Source organism: Enterobacter sp. Res13-Sevr-PEC09-46 (assembly GCF_015672585.1).
GTDB classification, from domain to species: Bacteria; Pseudomonadota; Gammaproteobacteria; order Enterobacterales; family Enterobacteriaceae; genus Enterobacter; species Enterobacter hormaechei_C.
The window spans coordinates 486894-503128 of sequence record NZ_JADABR010000020.1 but is presented as its reverse complement, the minus strand read 5'-3'; the positions used below and the strand labels follow the sequence as shown (position 1 = coordinate 503128).

Below are 16235 nucleotides of genomic sequence, written 5' to 3'. Positions count from 1 at the left end.
GTCAGATGGCGTAAATGACAAAAAAGGATCATATTACGCCATTCTGCGGCAGTGGAAGCGCTGGCGGTATTCGCCCGGCGTGAGATGAAGCTGCTTTTCAAAAACGCGGCGCAGGTTGATGCTGGTACCAAACCCGCTTTTTTCGGCAATGACCTCAAGCGGAGCCTGGGTCTGCTCCAGAAGCTGTCGGGCGGCGGCCAGGCGCGCTTCGGTGACATAACGGGCCGGAGGCACGCCCACGTCACGCGTGAACACGCGGGTGAAATTGCGCGGGCTCATGGCGACCAGTTCGGCCAGCCTTTCGACGCACAAATCTGCGGTGAGGTTTTGCAGGATCCAGCTTTGCAGTTCGCTGACCGGTCCGCTCGCACCGGACTGCTCCAGATTATAGCGGCTGAACTGTAGCTGGCCGCCAGGCCGACGCAGGTACATCACCATATCCTGCGCCACGTTGCGGGCGAGGGTGAAGCCGTAATCATCCTCCACCAGCGCCAGCGTCAGGTCAAACCCGGAGCTGACGCCGCCCGACGTCCAGACGGGGCCATCCTGAACATAGAGCGGGCCGCCCTCAACGTTGACCGCAGGATAGCGGGTTTTCAGGGTTTCCAGCAGCCGCCAGTGGGTCGTTGCCCGGCGCCCGTCGAGCAGTCCGGCCTGTGCCAGCAGCAGGGCCCCGCCGCAGACAGAGGCGACGCGGCGCGCATGCGGCGCGGCAAGGTGCAGCCAGTCCACCACGGCGGTGCTCTCCTGCTCATTCATGCCGCGACCGGTAATGATGATCGTGTCCAGCGGCTCGCGCGGATCCAGCTCCGGCAGGCGATAGTCCGCCAGCAGGTTTAAGCCGGACTGGCCGTGGATCACCAGGTGAGGCTGGGTGGTGGCGATAATGATGCGGTAGCGGGGCTGCGCAAGGCCGTCCGGGTGCAGCCGGTTGGCCTGCATCAGAATGTCGGCGATACCGGCGGCCTCAAACAACATGCCACCATCAGGAACGATAATCAGGATCTTCTTCATGTCCTGAAAAGTACCTTTATCACAAAATAAGTCAAGCGGAAGGCTAACATTGTAGAAGAGACAAATGAGGCGTGCCGGGTGAAAGAGTAGAACGGCAGATGTTGGGAAGAAGTAAAAGAAATATGTAGTAACGGTAAAACTTCTTGCGTGAGGTTCACTGTCAGCGCCGCTGAACCCCCCAGTTTATGGGCTGCAAGGGAGCGCGCTGAACGATGAGAGAGCAAAAAGATGTAGCCGGGCTTAATTGTTTAGGTGCAAAAAATAACCCCAAAGGGGAATTTTGCTCAGGTTATTTCGGATCGCGAAATTAAATTTCTGCCATTTTCTTAGCCGCCATTTGTTTATGCGGGACGCTCGTGCACAATAAAAGTTATCTTCTGAATGCAACAATGAAAATATCCCAGATATATCCCGCAGCGCACAGAAAAAATGAAATTCTACTAATTATGGTAGTGGAGATAATAAGGGGTTACGTTAATGATAGTGGTTCTCTTTTTCCTGTTTAGCCATTAATTTTCATAGAGTTATGCTCGAAGTCTGTCTAAGAAAAAGACGATTTTACCTAAGTGCGCATTTTTTATGAGATTAATCCTATAATGCATTGGGCGTATCATTAAACGCCATTAAGCAGGTGGGAAATATTGAATTGATGACAAGCTCATGTAAACTTGTCTACCGTTTGTCAAAATATGTCAGGAGCATGCTGGGCCCATTTCTGTCGGGTTCGTGCGGTAGCTATGCCTTAAAATAGTTACCTGCTGAAAATATTCCGACTATTTTAACAATAGCACCTAAGTCAAATTTTATCCCCTCTCTTCATCCTCTAAATATCGCTACGGAAAAGCATATGAAACTGCGCGTATTGTTATCACTTCTGTTTGTTATGGCGGTGGCGGGCTGTAAGGCGCCGCAGAAACCAGCGATCACCGATGATACGATTGTGACCAGCCAGGTGAATGGCATCACGCTGACGCACCGTCACGCTGTTACCCCTCCGGCGGAGTTCACTCAGGTGAATGAACCGTACCGTGCCATGTACCCGGCATCCCTGATGAGCCGTCCTGACTACGGCGGAAAAGTGATCCGTACGCTTGAGACCGGCAAAACTTACGTTGTGCTGGGGCAGGTTGAACATTTCTGGATGGCGCTGGCCGATGAAGGGAGTGAACAGCTGATTGGTTACGTGCCGATGCGTGCCGTGATCAAGGCTGACCAGTACGAAGCCACCGTGCGTAAACAGGCACTGCGCCCGAAAGCGCGTAAGAAAACCACCTGTGTTGATGTCGATGGCAACAGCAAAGCCTGCAAAGACAGCGCGAACGGTACCTGGATCCTGAACTAAACGGGTTTCACGAGCATATTTTTATGAATAATAAAAATTTTCATCGGATGTGGTTCCCTTTTTTTGCGTTGATTCTTGCGCTGATCGGTGGTTGTTCGTCGTCTTCACACAGCGACCCCTCCCGCTACAATCTTCAGTTTCAGGCTCATCCTCAAATCAATGATTCTGCGCCGCTTAAGGTCAGAGTGTTGCTGCTGAAATCCGATGCGGATTTCATGTCCAGTGACTTCTACTCCTTACAGAACAACGCGTCAGCCACGCTTGGCGCGAATCTGCTGAACAGCGATGTGTTCTTCCTGATGCCGGGCCAGCTTTCGAAAACCCTGAGCGGACAAAGCTCAGCGGAAGCGCGCTATATCGGCGTGATGGCGGAATACCAGGCGCTGGACGGCAAAAAATGGCGCGTCTCACTTCCTTTGCCTGTTCCCGGCGAAAACGCGATTTACCAGTTCTGGAAATGGTCCGCAGATGAACTCCAGGCCAGCGTCTTTCTTGACGTAAATGGTATCCGGGTCATCAGCCAGTAACGCCCTTCATAACAGGAAAGAGATCATCATGACGAAAGCAGAAAAGGTCGTCTGGACCGAGGGCATGTTCCTGCGTCCCCACCATTTTCAGCGGACAGAAAGCTACCTCCTCAACCACGTTCGTGAGTGGGGGGCCTTGCAGCGATCGTATCTCTGGGGCTTTCTCGACCTTGAGCTGGATGAAGCGATGCTACGCCAGGGCTGTATTGCCCTGAGCTACTGTAGCGGTTTGCTGCCTGACGGCACCTTTTTCCAGGTTCGCAGCGACCGCAATGGTCCGGCCCCGCTAAAAATCCCCGATAATCTCACCAACGAAAAGGTGGTGCTTGCGCTGCCGGTTCGTCGCGGTGGCCGTGAAGAGGTGATTTTCAGCGAGGAGCAGTCTTCTCTGGCGCGTTTTATTACCTTTGAACAAGAGGTGGAAGACGACAACGCCATGTCGGTCGGGGAGGCGACGGTCCAGTTTGGCCGCCTGCGTCTGACCCTGATGCTGGAGAAAGATCTGACGGCAGAATGGACCGCCATCGGCGTGGCGTACGTCACCGAAAAGCGCAACGACAACCACGTGCGGCTGGATAACAGCTACATTCCGCCAATGCTGAACGCCAATAACAGCCCGCAGCTGTACGGCATGATCAATGACCTGCACGGCTTGCTGGTGCAGCGTAGCCAGCAGATCGGCGGTCGACTGCGCCAGCCGGGGCGTTTCAATACGTCCGAGATGGTTGAGTTCACGCTTCTCTCGCTGATCAACCGCCACCTTGGCGACGTCTCACATTTAAAAACGCTGCCGCTGCTTCACCCGGAAGCGCTCTGGCGCAGCTGGCTGCCGTTTGCCACGGAGCTCGCCACCTGGACGCCGCAGCGTACCGCAGAGAGCATACTGCCGGTATACGACCATGACGATCTCGCCGTTTGCTTCAGCAAACTGATGCTGATGCTGCGTCAGGGGCTGTCGCTGGTCATGGAAGATCATGCCATCCAGCTGCCGCTGCACGAACGCTCCCACGGGCTGAACATCGCCACCGTGCCGGAGACCAGCATGGTCCGCGAATTTGGCTTCGTGCTGGCGGTAAAAGCCAATGTCCCCGGCGAACACCTGCAAACCCATTTCCCTGCCCAAATGAAGGTTGCGCCAGTGTCGAAAATTCGCGATCTGGTCCAGCTCCAGCTGCCGGGCATCATGCTTCGGGCAATGCCCGTCGCGCCGCCGCAGATCCCGTGGCATGCAGGCTACAGCTATTTCGAGCTCGAGAGGGGCAGCGAACTGTGGCACGAGATGGACAAGTCCGGTGCATTCGCGCTGCATCTCGCAGGGGAATTCCCGGGTCTCGATATGGAGTTCTGGGCCATCCGTAGCCCGACAGAATAATAAAGCGAGCGCTTAATATGCAGGAACGACAGGATACCGGCAGTGATGCCGTGTTTACCGGAGCCAGTGGGAACAATCAGCTGGTGGCGGCCGCCAATCCGCTGCTCAATGCGATTCCGCAAATCCGTCATTCGGTTTCCCACCACGATCAGGTCGGGCTGCGCCAGCGCCTGATTGACGAAATTCGCCGTTTCGAAGTGCGATGCCAGCAGGCGGGCTTACCGTATGAAGTGATTGTCGGCGCGCGCTACTGCCTCTGCACGGCGCTGGACGAAGCCGCCGCGCTGACCCCGTGGGGAAGCAGCGGCGTCTGGTCAAGCAATGGTCTGTTGGTGACGTTTCATAACGAAACCTGGGGCGGTGAGAAGTTTTTCCAGCTGCTGGCGCGTCTGTCGCAGAATCCGCGCGAACACATTCTGCTGCTGGAGATGATCAACTACTGTCTGCTGCTCGGCTTTGAAGGCCGCTACCGCGTGCTGGACAATGGCCGCACCCAGCTTGAAACCATCAAACAGCGCCTGTGGCAGATGATCCGTGGCGTGCGCGGCAGCTACCCGCCGCCGCTCTCGCCGCACCCGGAAGATCGCCCCGTTCTGCGCAAGCTCTGGCGGCCGATGATCCCACTCTGGGCGTGCGTGGCGCTGGTCGGTTTTATCGCCTGCCTGTTCTATATCGTGCTGAACTGGCGTCTGGGTGATAACACCAGCCCGGTGCTGGCGAAAATTTACCAGTCCCAACTGCCGGAAACCACCATCCAGCAGCCTGCGCGTCAGCTGCCGGCGGTGCTGAACCTGCGCGGCTTCCTGAAACCAGAAATTGATGCCGGTCTGGTGGCCGTTAAGGATGAGGCGGATCGCAGCGTGGTGATCCTGAAAGGGGACGGACTCTTTGCCTCGGCCTCAACGGTGGTGCGCGATCGCTATGAGCCGGTCATCGACCGCATCGCCCAGGCGATGAATAACGTCAGCGGCAAAATTCTGGTGGTGGGGTACAGCGACAACGTGCCGATCCGCAGCGCACGCTTCGCTTCTAACTATGAACTCTCGCTTGAGCGCGCCCGTTCGGTGCAAAAACAGCTCCAGGGTAGCCTCTCACAGCCTGAGCGCGTCAAAGCCGAAGGGCGGGGTGAGATCAACCCGGTAGCGCCTAACACCACGCCTGAAAATCGCGCCCGTAACCGCCGCGTAGAGATTACGCTGCTGGTATCGCCTGACAATACCCAGGCCGAGCTGAACGGATTGCCGCAAGGAAACTAAGGATGCTGACAACTCTACTTTCTATACTGACCAATCGCATTCTGTGGAGCTTCCTGGGCGTAACGGCGCTCGCGGCGGTCATCTGGATGATTGGCCCGCTGTTGTCCATCGTGGATACCCGGCCCCTTGAATCAGAGCAGAACCGCGTCATCAGCATTGCGGTGGTCTACCTGATTTGGGCCCAGAGCCACATTCTGCCGCGGCTGTATAACGCCTGGCTGAACCGTAAGCTGATGGACAAGCTCAACGAAAATACCACCAGCCCGGAGGCGGCCGATCCGCAGAAACGTCTGAACAGCGAGGAGCAGATCCTTGCCGGGCGTTTCGATGAAGCCGCCCAGATGCTGAAAAAAGCCCACTTCAGCAAAGCGGGACATGGCGCGCAGTGGACGCAGCGCTTCAGCACACAGTACCTCTATCAGCTGCCGTGGTACGTCATTATTGGCGCGCCGGGTTCAGGTAAAACCACCGCGCTGGCCAACTCCGGGCTGCAATTCCCGCTGGCGGATCGCTTCGGTAAAACCGCGCTGCGCGGCATTGGCGGCACGCGCAACTGTGACTGGTGGTTTACCAACGAGGCGGTTCTGCTGGATACCGCGGGGCGCTACACCACTCAGGAGAGCGAGCAGGTTCAGGACGCCGGGGAGTGGCTGGAATTTATCAACCTGCTGCGTAAATACCGCCGTCGCCAGCCCATTAACGGCGTGATTATCACCATCAGCATTTCCGACCTGCTTTCGCAGTCCGCTGAGGCCTCGCGCCAGCAGGCGGTCAACCTGCGCCAGCGTCTCTCCGAGCTGCATGAACAGCTGGGTATTCGCTTCCCGGTGTATGTGATGGTGACCAAAGCGGACCTGCTTAAAGGCTTCCGCGCCTGGTTTGCGGATTACGACAAAGCCCAGCGCGACCAGATCTGGGGCTTTACGCTGCCGTGGGAGCAGACCAAACACGCTGATTACGACCTGATGGGCAACTTCCAGCAGGAATTTTCCCTGCTGCAACAGCGTCTGGATGCTGGCCTTCCGGAAACCATGCTCAAAGAGCATGACGCCAAAACCCGTGCGGAAGCCTATCTCTTCCCGCAGGAGTTCGCCGCGCTGCGTCCGCTGCTGGCAGACTACCTGAGCACGGTCTTTGCCCGTTCAAACTTCGAAACCGAATTTTCGCCGCGCGGCATCTACTTTGCCAGTGGCACTCAGGAAGGGATGCCGTTTGACCGCGTGATGGGCGAGCTGAATCGCGCGCTCTCCTTACCTGAAGGGGGGGAAAGCACGCGCTGGGATTCGGTGAGCAAAGAGGCGCCGATCCCAGGCGCGAAGGGCCAAAGCTTCTTCATTAAAAACCTGCTGCAAAACGTGATTTTCCAGGAAGCGGGCATCGCCGGGGAAAACCGCTGGTGGGAACTGCGCAACCGCGCCGTGATGTGGTCCGGCTACGCGGCGCTGCTGGCCCTGCTGGTGATCCTGGGTGGCCTGTGGCTGACCAGCTACGCCAAAAATAAAGCCTATCTGGAAGAAGTGGACGCAAAAGTGCCGATGCTGGAGCAGCAGAGCAAGGCGCTGCAAAACCAGCCCCAGCGCGATCTGTTTGCGCTTCTGCCGCTGCTTAACAGCCTGGTGGATCTGCCGAAAAGCAATGCCTTCGACGTTAACGACCCGCCGGTTTCCCGCCGCATGGGGCTTTATCGCGGGGATGACGTCAGCGATGCCTCGCAGTCTCTGTATCAGAAGGCGCTGGATCAGATGCTGCTGCCCGCCGTGGCGATGCACATTACCACCTGGCTGCGCAACGACAACGGCAGCGACGTGGAGTACAGCTATGAGGCGCTGAAAGCCTATCAGATGCTCTACCAGCCGAAGCACTATGACGGCAAATTCCTGCACTCGTGGGTGATGCTCAACCTGCAACGCAACCTGCCACAGAACGTGACGCAGGCGCAGCTTCAGGAGCTGGAATGGCACCTGACCCAGCTGCTGGAGCCAAAAATTCAGGCTTCACCGTATGCGCAGGATGAGGATCTGGTGGCACGTGAAAGGGCGCTTATCAACCAGCAGCCGCTCTCAACTCGCGTATATGGCCGCCTGAAACGTCTGCTGGAGCATGATGAGAACCTGAAGCCGGTTTCGCTTTCAGATCTCGGCGGCCCGCAGAGCGAGCTGGTGTTTTCCCGTAAAAGCGGCAAGCCGGTGAGTGAAGGCGTACCGGGCCTCTATACGCCGGACGGCTACTGGAAGAGCTTCAACGACCAGATCGACAGCGTGACCACCGCCCTGCACGAGGACGACGCCTGGGTACTGGGAGCGACCACCGCCCAGGAAGATAAACAGCAGATCGACAACGCCGTGCGCCAGCTCTACATGCGCGACTTTATCGTCAACTGGGATCGCTTTCTCGCTGACATTCAGCTCAACAACAGCGCCGATCTTTCCCAGCGTATTAACACCGCGCGCCTGCTTTCAGGCACCAACTCGCCGCTGCGCCGTCTGGTGCTTAACCTGAGCAAGGTGCTGACCCTGTCGCGCACTGCGCCTGCGCCGGAAGATGCGCAGAAAGCGGAAGACCAAAGCAACCGCGCCACCCGCACGCTGGAAGCGCTGTTCAGCAACGGTGACAATGCCCCGACGCAGGGCGCGGTCGTGACGCAGGCGCCTGAGCAACTGGTGACCGACCACTATGCGCCGATGATTGAGCTGGCGCAGCCGCTGGAGAAGGGTGGCAAGACCATCGTCTTTGACGATTTTCTTAAGCAGGTTGACGAGCTTTATCGCTACCTGACCGCCGTTCAGGATGCGGCAAACAGCGGTATGCCCGCGCCGGGCGGCGATGCAATCAGCCGCCTGCAAGCCAGCGCGGGCCGTCTGCCGGGCGGGCTGCAAACCATGTTCAGCAATATGGCCGTCGGCGCCAGCAGCGATACCCAGCGTCGCGATCTGGAGAACGTGCGTAAGCGCATTAACGTGGAAGTGGGTGGGTTCTGCCGTCAGGCGATTGCCGGGCGTTATCCACTGGTGCGCAGCGCCAGCACCGAGGTGACGCCGGACGATCTCGCCCGCATGTTCGCGCCGGGCACCGGACTGATGGACACCTTTTTCCGCGACAACCTGACCAACAAGGTGGACACCACCCAGGCGAACTGGCGCTTTATGCCGGGCATCGACGGTAAAACGCTGCCGGGCAGCGAAGGGCTGTTGCGTCCGTTCCAGCAGGCGCAGTCTGTCCGCGATGCCTTCTTTGCCAACGGCGCGACCACGCCATCCTTTAAGGTCACGGTGCGCACCGTGCGGATGGACAACACCATTCTGAACCTGACGCTGGACGTGGACGGCCAGCTGCTGCGCTACAGCCACGGTCCGCAGGCGGTGCAGATCATGACCTGGCCGGGGCCGGGCGGGACGAACCAGGTGCGTATGCAGCTCGGTCTGGCCAATGGCAGCACCGCAACGCTGGTAACTAACGGTTCCTGGGCGCTCAACCGCTTTTTCGACAAGGCGCGCACCAGCCCTGGCGCGGGTAGCCTGAGCCGTCAGGCCACCTTCAACGTCGACGGACATCAGGTTACGCTGGAGTTTGCCCCGAACAGCATCCGCAACCCGTTCCAGCTTCCCCGTTTCTCATGCCCATAACCGCAAGGACAGCCGTATGACGAATACCCCTGCGATGAACCGTTATAGCTGGTATGGCAAATTACCCAGCGCCGGAGATTTTTTGCAGCGTCGCTTTCCGGATACCCTGCAACGCCAGTGGTCGCACTGGTTCCAGGTCGGCCTGCTGGCCTGGCAACAGGAAGAGCAGCGCAGCGGCGAGCGCCCGTTTTCTAAAGCCCCGGTGTGGAACTTTGTCGTCCCGCCGATGCTCGGTAGCCAGATGATTCAGATGGGCTGCCTGCTGCCGGGCCGTGACAGCGTAGGCCGCCACTATCCGGTATGCCTGCAACTGAGCTTCACCCCCGCCGAGTGGTCATCCCGCCTGCTCGGGCAGGCTGAAAGCTGGTACCAGCAGCTTGGCCGTCTGGGGCTGCACGCGGTGCGTAACAGCTATTCTGCCTCCCAGCTGGATGAAATGCTGATGACCATCCCGGCGCCCCAGCCGGTTGAGCCGCAAAAGCGTTCCGACATTCTCGACGTGATTGGCTATGACGACGATGGTCAGAGCACGCTGGGCTGGCCGCAGGCGGCGGAGTGTTTTGATCCGCTGCGCCAGACCAGCTACTGGTGGACAAACCGCTGCGACGGCTATCCGCTGTACACCCACGTCCACAGCGGAAACTTCACCGGGCAGCTCTTTACGCTGCTGTTCGATCCGGCAGGCGGCGCCCGTCCGGGCCGCCACGGTCTTTACCCGCCTATGTTTGAATAAGCAGGGATCTTATGAATATCGATGAATTTCTCGCGCCGATAAGCCCCGATAACCCCTGCGGTGAAAATCTGGAGTACGACGCCGATTTCCAGGCCATGGGTCAGGCCAGTCAGGGCAAAGCCGAGCAGCAGTTTGGCGACACCATCATTCCGGCAGAGCCTGCCGACTGGAACACGGTGGAAAAACTCGCCACCAGCCTGCTGGGTCGCACCAAAGATCTTCGCGTCATGCTGGCGTTAACCCATGCCTGGACACGTCGTCGCGGGCTGGCAGGTTACGCCGACGGGCTAGTGCTGGTGCAGGAAGCCCTGTCCCGATACTGGGAGCAACTTTACCCTCTGCTGGAAGAGTATGGCGAAACCGATCCGTTCTACCGCATCAACGCCCTCGCCGGGCTGAGTGATAAATCTGACCTGACGGTCGCGGTGCGTAACGCCTCACTGCTCCGCTCAAACGGCGATGAGATTTCGCTCCGTGACGCCCAGGCGCTGCTTGACGGCAGTAAAACCGAGTGTCCGGATTATCCGGGCGGTCGTCCACGACTGATCGATGAGCTGGCCCGGGGCGATCAGCCCGGCACCGAAGCGGTAATCGTGATCAACGAACGCCTGTTGGCCATCCGCGAACTGCTTACCGGCTATCTCGGGGAAAGTGGCGTACCGGAGATGGAACAGCTGTTGAAAACCGTCGGACTGGTTTCCAGCGCCTGTCAGGTGACCGATATCAGCAAGCTGCTGCCGAACCGTGACGCGCAGGCTGAACAGCACGCCGAGCCGCAGCCGGTGGCCGCGTCGCCCGTTCAGCAGGTGACGGACTGGCGCAGCGTGCAGGTGACCAGCCGCGCCGACGCCCAGCTGATGCTGGAAAAAGCGAAGCAGTATTTTGCGCAGTACGAACCCAGCCATCCCGCACCGCTGATGATTGAACGGGTGCAGCGGCTGTCTGAACTCAACTTTATGGACATTATTCGCGACCTGGCGCCAGACGGCGTTAACCAACTGGAAAACATCTTTGGACGCCGCGAATGACGCGTCCTGGCATTATGACGACAGGCATGGAGTCTGCCGTTTCACCTTCACCGCGCATCTTTGATGGAGAACATCATGGCAATGAGTAACAGTGGACAGAAATTCATCGCACGCAACCGTGCTCCCCGCGTGCAGATCGAGTACGACGTAGAGATCTACGGCGCAGAACGCAAAATTCAGCTGCCGTTTGTGATGGGCGTTATGGCCGATCTGGTTGGCAAGCAGGTGGAAAACCTGCCAGCCGTCGACGAGCGTAAGTTCCTGGAAATCGACATCGACAACTTCGACGAACGCATGAAGGCGCTGAAGCCGCGCGTGGCGTTCCAGGTGGATAACACCCTGACCGGCGAAGGTAAGCTCAACGTCGATCTGACCTTCGACAGCATGGACGACTTCCTGCCGGACGCGGTGGCCCGCAAAGTAGAGCCGCTGAACAAGCTGCTGGAAGCCCGTACCCAGCTCTCCAACCTGCTGACCTACATGGACGGTAAAAACGGTGCGGAAGAGCTGATCGCGAAAATTCTCCAGGATCCGACGCTGCTCAAATCCCTGAGCCAGTTGCCAAAAAATGACGAAAGTGCGAAAGGTAGCGAGGAATAATCGATGAGCAACCAGACTCAACAACACGATCAGCAGGCGGGCCAGGCGTTCAGCCAGGACGAGTTCAGCGCGCTGCTGAATAAAGAGTTCCGCCCGAAAACCGATCAGGCGCGCTCTGCCGTAGAAAGCGCGGTTAAAACCCTGGCGCAGCAGGCGCTGGAAAACACCGTGACCTTCTCAAACGATACCTACCGCACCATTCAGAACCTGATTGCCGGTATTGACGAGCAGCTTTCACAGCAGGTGAACCAGATTATTCACCACGAGGAGTTCCAGAAGCTGGAGAGCGCCTGGCGCGGGCTGAGCTACCTGGTGAACAATACCGAAACCGACGAGATGCTGAAGATCCGTTTTATGAGCATCTCCAAGCAGGAGCTGGGCCGCACCCTGAAGCGCTACAAGGGCGTGGGCTGGGACCAGAGCCCGATCTTCAAGAAAATCTACGAGCAGGAGTACGGCCAGTTCGGTGGCGAGCCGTTTGGCTGCATCGTGGGCGACTACTACTTCGACCACAGCCCGCAGGACGTTGAGCTGCTGGGCGAGATGGCGCGCATCGGCTCTGCGGCCCACTGTCCGTTCATCACCGGCACCGCGCCGGGCGTGATGCAGATGGAGTCCTGGCAGGAGCTGGCTAACCCGCGCGACCTGACTAAAATCTTCCAGAACACCGAATACGCTGCCTGGCGTTCACTGCGTGAATCAGAAGATGCCCGCTATCTGGGTCTGGTGATGCCGCGCTTCCTGTCGCGTCTGCCGTACGGTATTCGCACCAACCCGGTGGACAGCTTCGATTTTGAAGAGCAGACCGACGGCGCGAACCACAACAGCTACTCCTGGGCGAACGCGGCCTATGCGATGGCAGCCAACATCAACCGCTCCTTCAAAGAGTACGGCTGGTGCACCTCGATTCGCGGCGTGGAATCCGGCGGGGCGGTGGAAAACCTGCCGTGCCACACCTTCCCGAGCGATGACGGTGGCGTGGACATGAAGTGCCCGACCGAGATCGCCATCAGCGACCGTCGTGAAGCGGAACTGGCGAAAAACGGCTTTATGCCGCTGGTGCACCGCAAAAACTCCGACTTCGCCGCCTTCATCGGCGCGCAGTCTCTGCAAAAACCGGCCGAGTACCACGACCCGGACGCCACCGCTAACGCGCGCCTGGCCTCCCGTCTGCCGTACCTGTTCGCCTGCTGCCGTTTTGCTCACTACCTGAAGTGCATCGTGCGCGACAAAATCGGCTCCTTCCGCGAGCGCGAAGAGATGGAACGCTGGCTGAACGACTGGGTGATGAACTACGTGGACGGCGACCCGGCTAACTCCTCCCAGGAAACTAAGTCCCGCAAACCACTGGCGGCGGCGGAAGTGCAGGTGCAGGAAATCGAAGACAACCCGGGCTACTACGCCGCGAAGTTCTTCCTGCGTCCGCACTACCAGCTGGAAGGTCTGACCGTTTCCCTGCGTCTGGTATCTAAACTGCCGTCGCTGAAGACGAAGGACGCGTAAGAGCGTCAGACTGCTGACTACGTGCGTTTTGTGAGTTTCGCCCGGCGGCGCTACGCTTGCACGGGCCTACAATCAAACGTGCAATCAATTGATATCGTTGCTCAATGTAGGCCGGGTAAGCACAGCGCCACCCGGCAAGAAAGACGGCTAAATTGCTAATGCTGTCCTTAACTGGTTCCACAATAAAGCACAGTAATAAAGACTTCACATTCATTCCGTTATTTCGGGGGAATGTAAGACTGTCAAATGACACGGGTCGTTTGATATGAGGCAGAGGTAAAATATGGACGGTTTTATTCAGCCCCATGCTTTCCTGTTTGCCATATAAGGGCTTTTTCGAAAGCAATATTGTTCATCCACGAAGAGTAGATATTATGGCTATTGATATGTTTCTGAAGGTCGAGGGTGTTACGGGCGAATCTAAAGATTCTAACCACACCGGCTGGACTGATATTACCTCCTTCTCCTGGGGCGCGTCCCAGCCAGGTAATATGAGCGTTGGCGGTGGCGGCGGTGCCGGTAAAGTGAACTTTAACGATCTACACGTAAACGCTCTGATCGACAAATCCACTACAGCAATCCTGAAACACTGCGCAAGCGGTAAACACCTGACCAAAGTTGAACTATCCGTCTGCAAAGCGGGTGGTCAGCAGGTTGAATACACCCGCATTACCCTGGAAGACGTTCTCGTGACTTCCGTTCAGTACACGGGTGCAGACAACGGCGATACCGTTGGCGTGACCTATGCATTCCAGGCTGCGAAAGTGAAACAGCAGTACTGGGAGCAGACCACTGCCGGTGGTAAAGGTGCTGAAAGCAGCGCTGGCTGGAACATCAAAGAAAATAAAGAAGCGTAACAGGAGTGGGCCCGAAAGGGCTCACTTTAGCCTGTACTTTCTAAAAGGGAAAATACTTATGCGTCCTGCTTTTGGTGCCGCCTGGAACAGATTCAGAGAAGTTAATGTCAATGTCGAAACGGTGGGCAAATTATTGGGTGGAAAAGTCCAGCACAATATTGAAGCCGGAATTTTCCAAAATGCATGCCCCATTCGTATGAGCTACGTTTTAAATTATTGTGGCGTTCCAATTCCCTCCAACAGCAGATATGCGACGGTTACGGGGAGTGATAAAAAACGTTACATGTATCGCGTAAAGGATATGATTGCTTTTCTGCCAACTGTACTGGGTAATGCAGATATGACGGTGACGTCTCCAACACCAAGCCAATTTGCAGGTAAACAAGGTATTATTATCTTTAGCGGTCACGGCTGGAGCGATGCCACTGGACATGTCACGCTCTGGAATGGGAATATTTGCTCCGATGATTGCCATTTCTTGGGTTCTCCCGGTAATGGTTCGTTTATTCCTGGCAGCGCTACGCTCTGGAGCCTGAAATGAGACGTTTACTCGCTTTCGTACTCGCGTTAAATACCTCATATACCATCGCCCATACTCTCCCGGACGTTAACACCTTTTCTCAACAACAGATTTTTGAAAACTGGGTGCAGAATCGCTGTATCGGCAAGATTGCGGACAGTGCGACGCTGAAAAATGATGCAAAGGCAAGCGCCGCAGCATGGCTGGAAGTCAGTAACCTGCCTGCCGAGAATTTCGAAAAAGCCGACGAGGTTATTAACTCCTTACTGAAACAAAAGCTAGGTGGTACGGCACCGGCAAACTATGAGGTATTAAAGTGCAGCTTAATATCCCATAGCGATGCGATTCGCCAACTCAATGTCCAAAAATAAACTTTCTGCAAAAGCTACACATTAAAAATACAAGGAGTTTACATGGCAAGTCCGTCAAACGTTGCTCCAGGTTACTGTGTCGTTCAGCAACCCGGCACTCTGGATTTTCAGGCAAGACAGCTATTTGGCACTGCGCGCAATGAAAAATCCGAGTATTTTATGCAATTGAATAAAGACACTGCGTGGCTCAAACCCGGACAAATATTAATTGTTGCTGACCCGCTTGGCGATAATCAAACTCAACAGCTCAATAGCTTAGCCATTGCAAAAAAGAAGGTGACCAACGCGCTTGCGACTTTGGATGGAGCCACCGCTGAGTTTTTGAAAAATAATTATGATAATATAAAAGCCATAACAGGCTGGGGCGATACAATCGTCGGGGGCGTGAGCGGTACAGGTGAGTCATATTTTAAGCAAATTGAAAATATTTTAATTAAAATTGAAGCCACCTATCAAAATCAGTACAGGACACAAGGTGCGCTTTTTGGCCAACAATTTTATGCTGAGCGCAATGCGCTTTTCGCGCAATTGAAACCCTTGTTAAATAAAATAACTAAAAAACAGCTTAAGTTTAAAGATTATGCGGATCTTAAGAGAGCATTAGGACTGTCCACGAAATCAATAGTCCATGAATGGAGTACAGTTGGTATTGGTGCAATCCCCGGCTACTCAACATATATTGACAGAGCAGCCAGAATTTCCTCTTACCTGAAAGCAGGTGGATGGGTTGCTTTAGGTTTTTCTTTTATGAATACGTCTAACGAAGTTTATCATGCCTGCACTACTGGAAGAGAACATGAGTGCAGCAGAGTTGCAGTGACAGAATATAGCAAATTTGGAGGCGGTGTCGCTGGTGCTGCATTAGGCTCCTCCCTTGCGGCTCCTGTTTGTCTTGCATTAGGTGTGCCCACAGCGGGGACAGGTACACTCATCTGTGGTTTAGTGGTTGGTGCAGTCGGGGCAGCGGGCGGAACACAAATCGGTGGGTTTGCAGGAGAACAGCTAAACAATTTAATTTTTAGCGGAGAATAAAGTGATTTTTAATAATATTTACTCTGCTGTTATTATCTGTCTCTTTATTGCTTTTATAGGCATAGTTATTTCATTTTATATAGACTATCGGAAAAATTATCGCCAGGTTAATCAAATATATGCGATATTAACAAATCAACAGTTGCTCAAAAAAGAAGATTATCAAACCTGGCAAAATCTTGGGTTCTGGGGATTTGGTTTCCTCACCACAATTTTATCACGGGTCTTACAGGGTAAGCGTGTGAGATTAACTGAGTGTCGTTGGCTTGAGCCACAGTCGTGCAATAAAATTTTTTCTGATTTTGATTTGTCATGGGTTAAGTCGTATAGAAGAAAAATACTTATTGCCACTGTTATATTTTTACTGCTGTTAATTCTTTCGAGCATTAATAGTGTCTAATTTTATATTGAAAATTTTAACGATGCCTTTCTGAATTAACCCCCAAACCCCGCCGTT

At 55.6% G+C, this 16235-nt stretch carries 15 protein-coding genes; 14 read left to right on the top strand and 1 reads right to left on the bottom strand.

Translation table 11 applies throughout. The features are described from left to right. Positions 1-33: 33 nt before the first annotated feature. On the bottom strand, positions 34-1014 hold the full coding sequence (locus IMQ56_RS16000; RefSeq protein ID WP_045348638.1) for a helix-turn-helix domain-containing protein: 981 nt from the start codon (positions 1012-1014) through the stop codon (positions 34-36). Between the two features lie 847 nt (positions 1015-1861). On the opposite strand from IMQ56_RS16000, the gene IMQ56_RS15995 reads away from it, so the two are divergent. The 14 genes from IMQ56_RS15995 (at position 1862) to IMQ56_RS15930 (ending at position 16178) form a co-directional block, all read left to right on the top strand. Beyond that, positions 1862-2356 (top strand): hypothetical protein, encoded by a 495-nt coding sequence (locus IMQ56_RS15995; RefSeq protein WP_006810964.1) that lies wholly within the window; start codon positions 1862-1864, stop codon positions 2354-2356. A 23-nt stretch (positions 2357-2379) separates the two neighbouring features. Further along, positions 2380-2883, top strand: coding sequence for a type VI secretion system lipoprotein TssJ (gene tssJ / locus IMQ56_RS15990; protein WP_196064072.1), 504 nt, complete (start codon positions 2380-2382; stop codon positions 2881-2883). 28 nt (positions 2884-2911) lie between these two features. Continuing rightward, positions 2912-4255, top strand: coding sequence for a type VI secretion system baseplate subunit TssK (gene tssK, locus IMQ56_RS15985; RefSeq protein WP_015570328.1), 1344 nt, complete (start codon positions 2912-2914; stop codon positions 4253-4255). Between the two features lie 17 nt (positions 4256-4272). Beyond that, positions 4273-5511: a DotU family type VI secretion system protein gene (locus tag IMQ56_RS15980; RefSeq protein WP_062938814.1), complete on the top strand. Its 1239-nt coding sequence runs from the start codon at positions 4273-4275 to the stop codon at positions 5509-5511. A gap of 2 nt (positions 5512-5513) precedes the next feature. Continuing rightward, positions 5514-9134, top strand: coding sequence for a type VI secretion system membrane subunit TssM (gene tssM, locus IMQ56_RS15975; protein WP_047727188.1), 3621 nt, complete (start codon positions 5514-5516; stop codon positions 9132-9134). Positions 9135-9150: 16 nt separating this feature from the next. Next, positions 9151-9867, top strand: coding sequence for a type VI secretion system-associated protein TagF (tagF, locus tag IMQ56_RS15970; protein WP_015570330.1), 717 nt, complete (start codon positions 9151-9153; stop codon positions 9865-9867). Positions 9868-9878: 11 nt separating this feature from the next. Continuing rightward, entirely contained in the window at positions 9879-10895 is a 1017-nt protein-coding gene (gene tssA / locus IMQ56_RS15965; protein ID WP_017693278.1) for a type VI secretion system protein TssA, read from the top strand. Between the two features lie 75 nt (positions 10896-10970). Continuing rightward, positions 10971-11495, top strand: a complete 525-nt coding sequence (gene tssB / locus IMQ56_RS15960) for a type VI secretion system contractile sheath small subunit (protein WP_196064071.1) — start codon at positions 10971-10973, stop codon at positions 11493-11495. Between the two features lie 3 nt (positions 11496-11498). Further along, on the top strand, positions 11499-12998 hold the full coding sequence (tssC, locus tag IMQ56_RS15955; protein WP_006810956.1) for a type VI secretion system contractile sheath large subunit: 1500 nt from the start codon (positions 11499-11501) through the stop codon (positions 12996-12998). A gap of 374 nt (positions 12999-13372) precedes the next feature. After that, positions 13373-13855 carry a type VI secretion system tube protein Hcp gene (locus IMQ56_RS15950; protein WP_014884229.1) on the top strand — a complete coding sequence of 161 codons (483 nt, stop codon included), beginning with the start codon at positions 13373-13375 and terminating at the stop codon, positions 13853-13855. 58 nt (positions 13856-13913) lie between these two features. Continuing rightward, on the top strand, positions 13914-14396 hold the full coding sequence (locus tag IMQ56_RS15945; protein ID WP_006810953.1) for a type VI secretion system amidase effector protein Tae4: 483 nt from the start codon (positions 13914-13916) through the stop codon (positions 14394-14396). Continuing rightward, on the top strand, positions 14393-14746 hold the full coding sequence (locus tag IMQ56_RS15940) for a T6SS amidase immunity protein Tai4 family protein (protein WP_032658941.1): 354 nt from the start codon (positions 14393-14395) through the stop codon (positions 14744-14746). The genes IMQ56_RS15945 and IMQ56_RS15940 overlap by 4 nt, the downstream gene beginning before the upstream one ends. A gap of 42 nt (positions 14747-14788) precedes the next feature. Beyond that, positions 14789-15778 carry a hypothetical protein gene (locus IMQ56_RS15935; RefSeq protein WP_196064070.1) on the top strand — a complete coding sequence of 330 codons (990 nt, stop codon included), beginning with the start codon at positions 14789-14791 and terminating at the stop codon, positions 15776-15778. A 1-nt stretch (position 15779) separates the two neighbouring features. Beyond that, positions 15780-16178 carry a hypothetical protein gene (locus IMQ56_RS15930; protein WP_032658937.1) on the top strand — a complete coding sequence of 133 codons (399 nt, stop codon included), beginning with the start codon at positions 15780-15782 and terminating at the stop codon, positions 16176-16178. The last annotated feature ends 57 nt before the right edge of the window (positions 16179-16235 follow it).

Coding starts and splice junctions, on each gene's coding strand:
- IMQ56_RS16000 (WP_045348638.1), bottom strand. CDS start 1,014: ATGAAGAAGATCCTGATTATCGTTCCTGATGGTGGCATGTTGTTTGAG.
- IMQ56_RS15995 (WP_006810964.1), top strand. CDS start 1,862: ATGAAACTGCGCGTATTGTTATCACTTCTGTTTGTTATGGCGGTGGCG.
- tssJ (WP_196064072.1), top strand. CDS start 2,380: ATGAATAATAAAAATTTTCATCGGATGTGGTTCCCTTTTTTTGCGTTG.
- tssK (WP_015570328.1), top strand. CDS start 2,912: ATGACGAAAGCAGAAAAGGTCGTCTGGACCGAGGGCATGTTCCTGCGT.
- IMQ56_RS15980 (WP_062938814.1), top strand. CDS start 4,273: ATGCAGGAACGACAGGATACCGGCAGTGATGCCGTGTTTACCGGAGCC.
- tssM (WP_047727188.1), top strand. CDS start 5,514: ATGCTGACAACTCTACTTTCTATACTGACCAATCGCATTCTGTGGAGC.
- tagF (WP_015570330.1), top strand. CDS start 9,151: ATGACGAATACCCCTGCGATGAACCGTTATAGCTGGTATGGCAAATTA.
- tssA (WP_017693278.1), top strand. CDS start 9,879: ATGAATATCGATGAATTTCTCGCGCCGATAAGCCCCGATAACCCCTGC.
- tssB (WP_196064071.1), top strand. CDS start 10,971: ATGGCAATGAGTAACAGTGGACAGAAATTCATCGCACGCAACCGTGCT.
- tssC (WP_006810956.1), top strand. CDS start 11,499: ATGAGCAACCAGACTCAACAACACGATCAGCAGGCGGGCCAGGCGTTC.
- IMQ56_RS15950 (WP_014884229.1), top strand. CDS start 13,373: ATGGCTATTGATATGTTTCTGAAGGTCGAGGGTGTTACGGGCGAATCT.
- IMQ56_RS15945 (WP_006810953.1), top strand. CDS start 13,914: ATGCGTCCTGCTTTTGGTGCCGCCTGGAACAGATTCAGAGAAGTTAAT.
- IMQ56_RS15940 (WP_032658941.1), top strand. CDS start 14,393: ATGAGACGTTTACTCGCTTTCGTACTCGCGTTAAATACCTCATATACC.
- IMQ56_RS15935 (WP_196064070.1), top strand. CDS start 14,789: ATGGCAAGTCCGTCAAACGTTGCTCCAGGTTACTGTGTCGTTCAGCAA.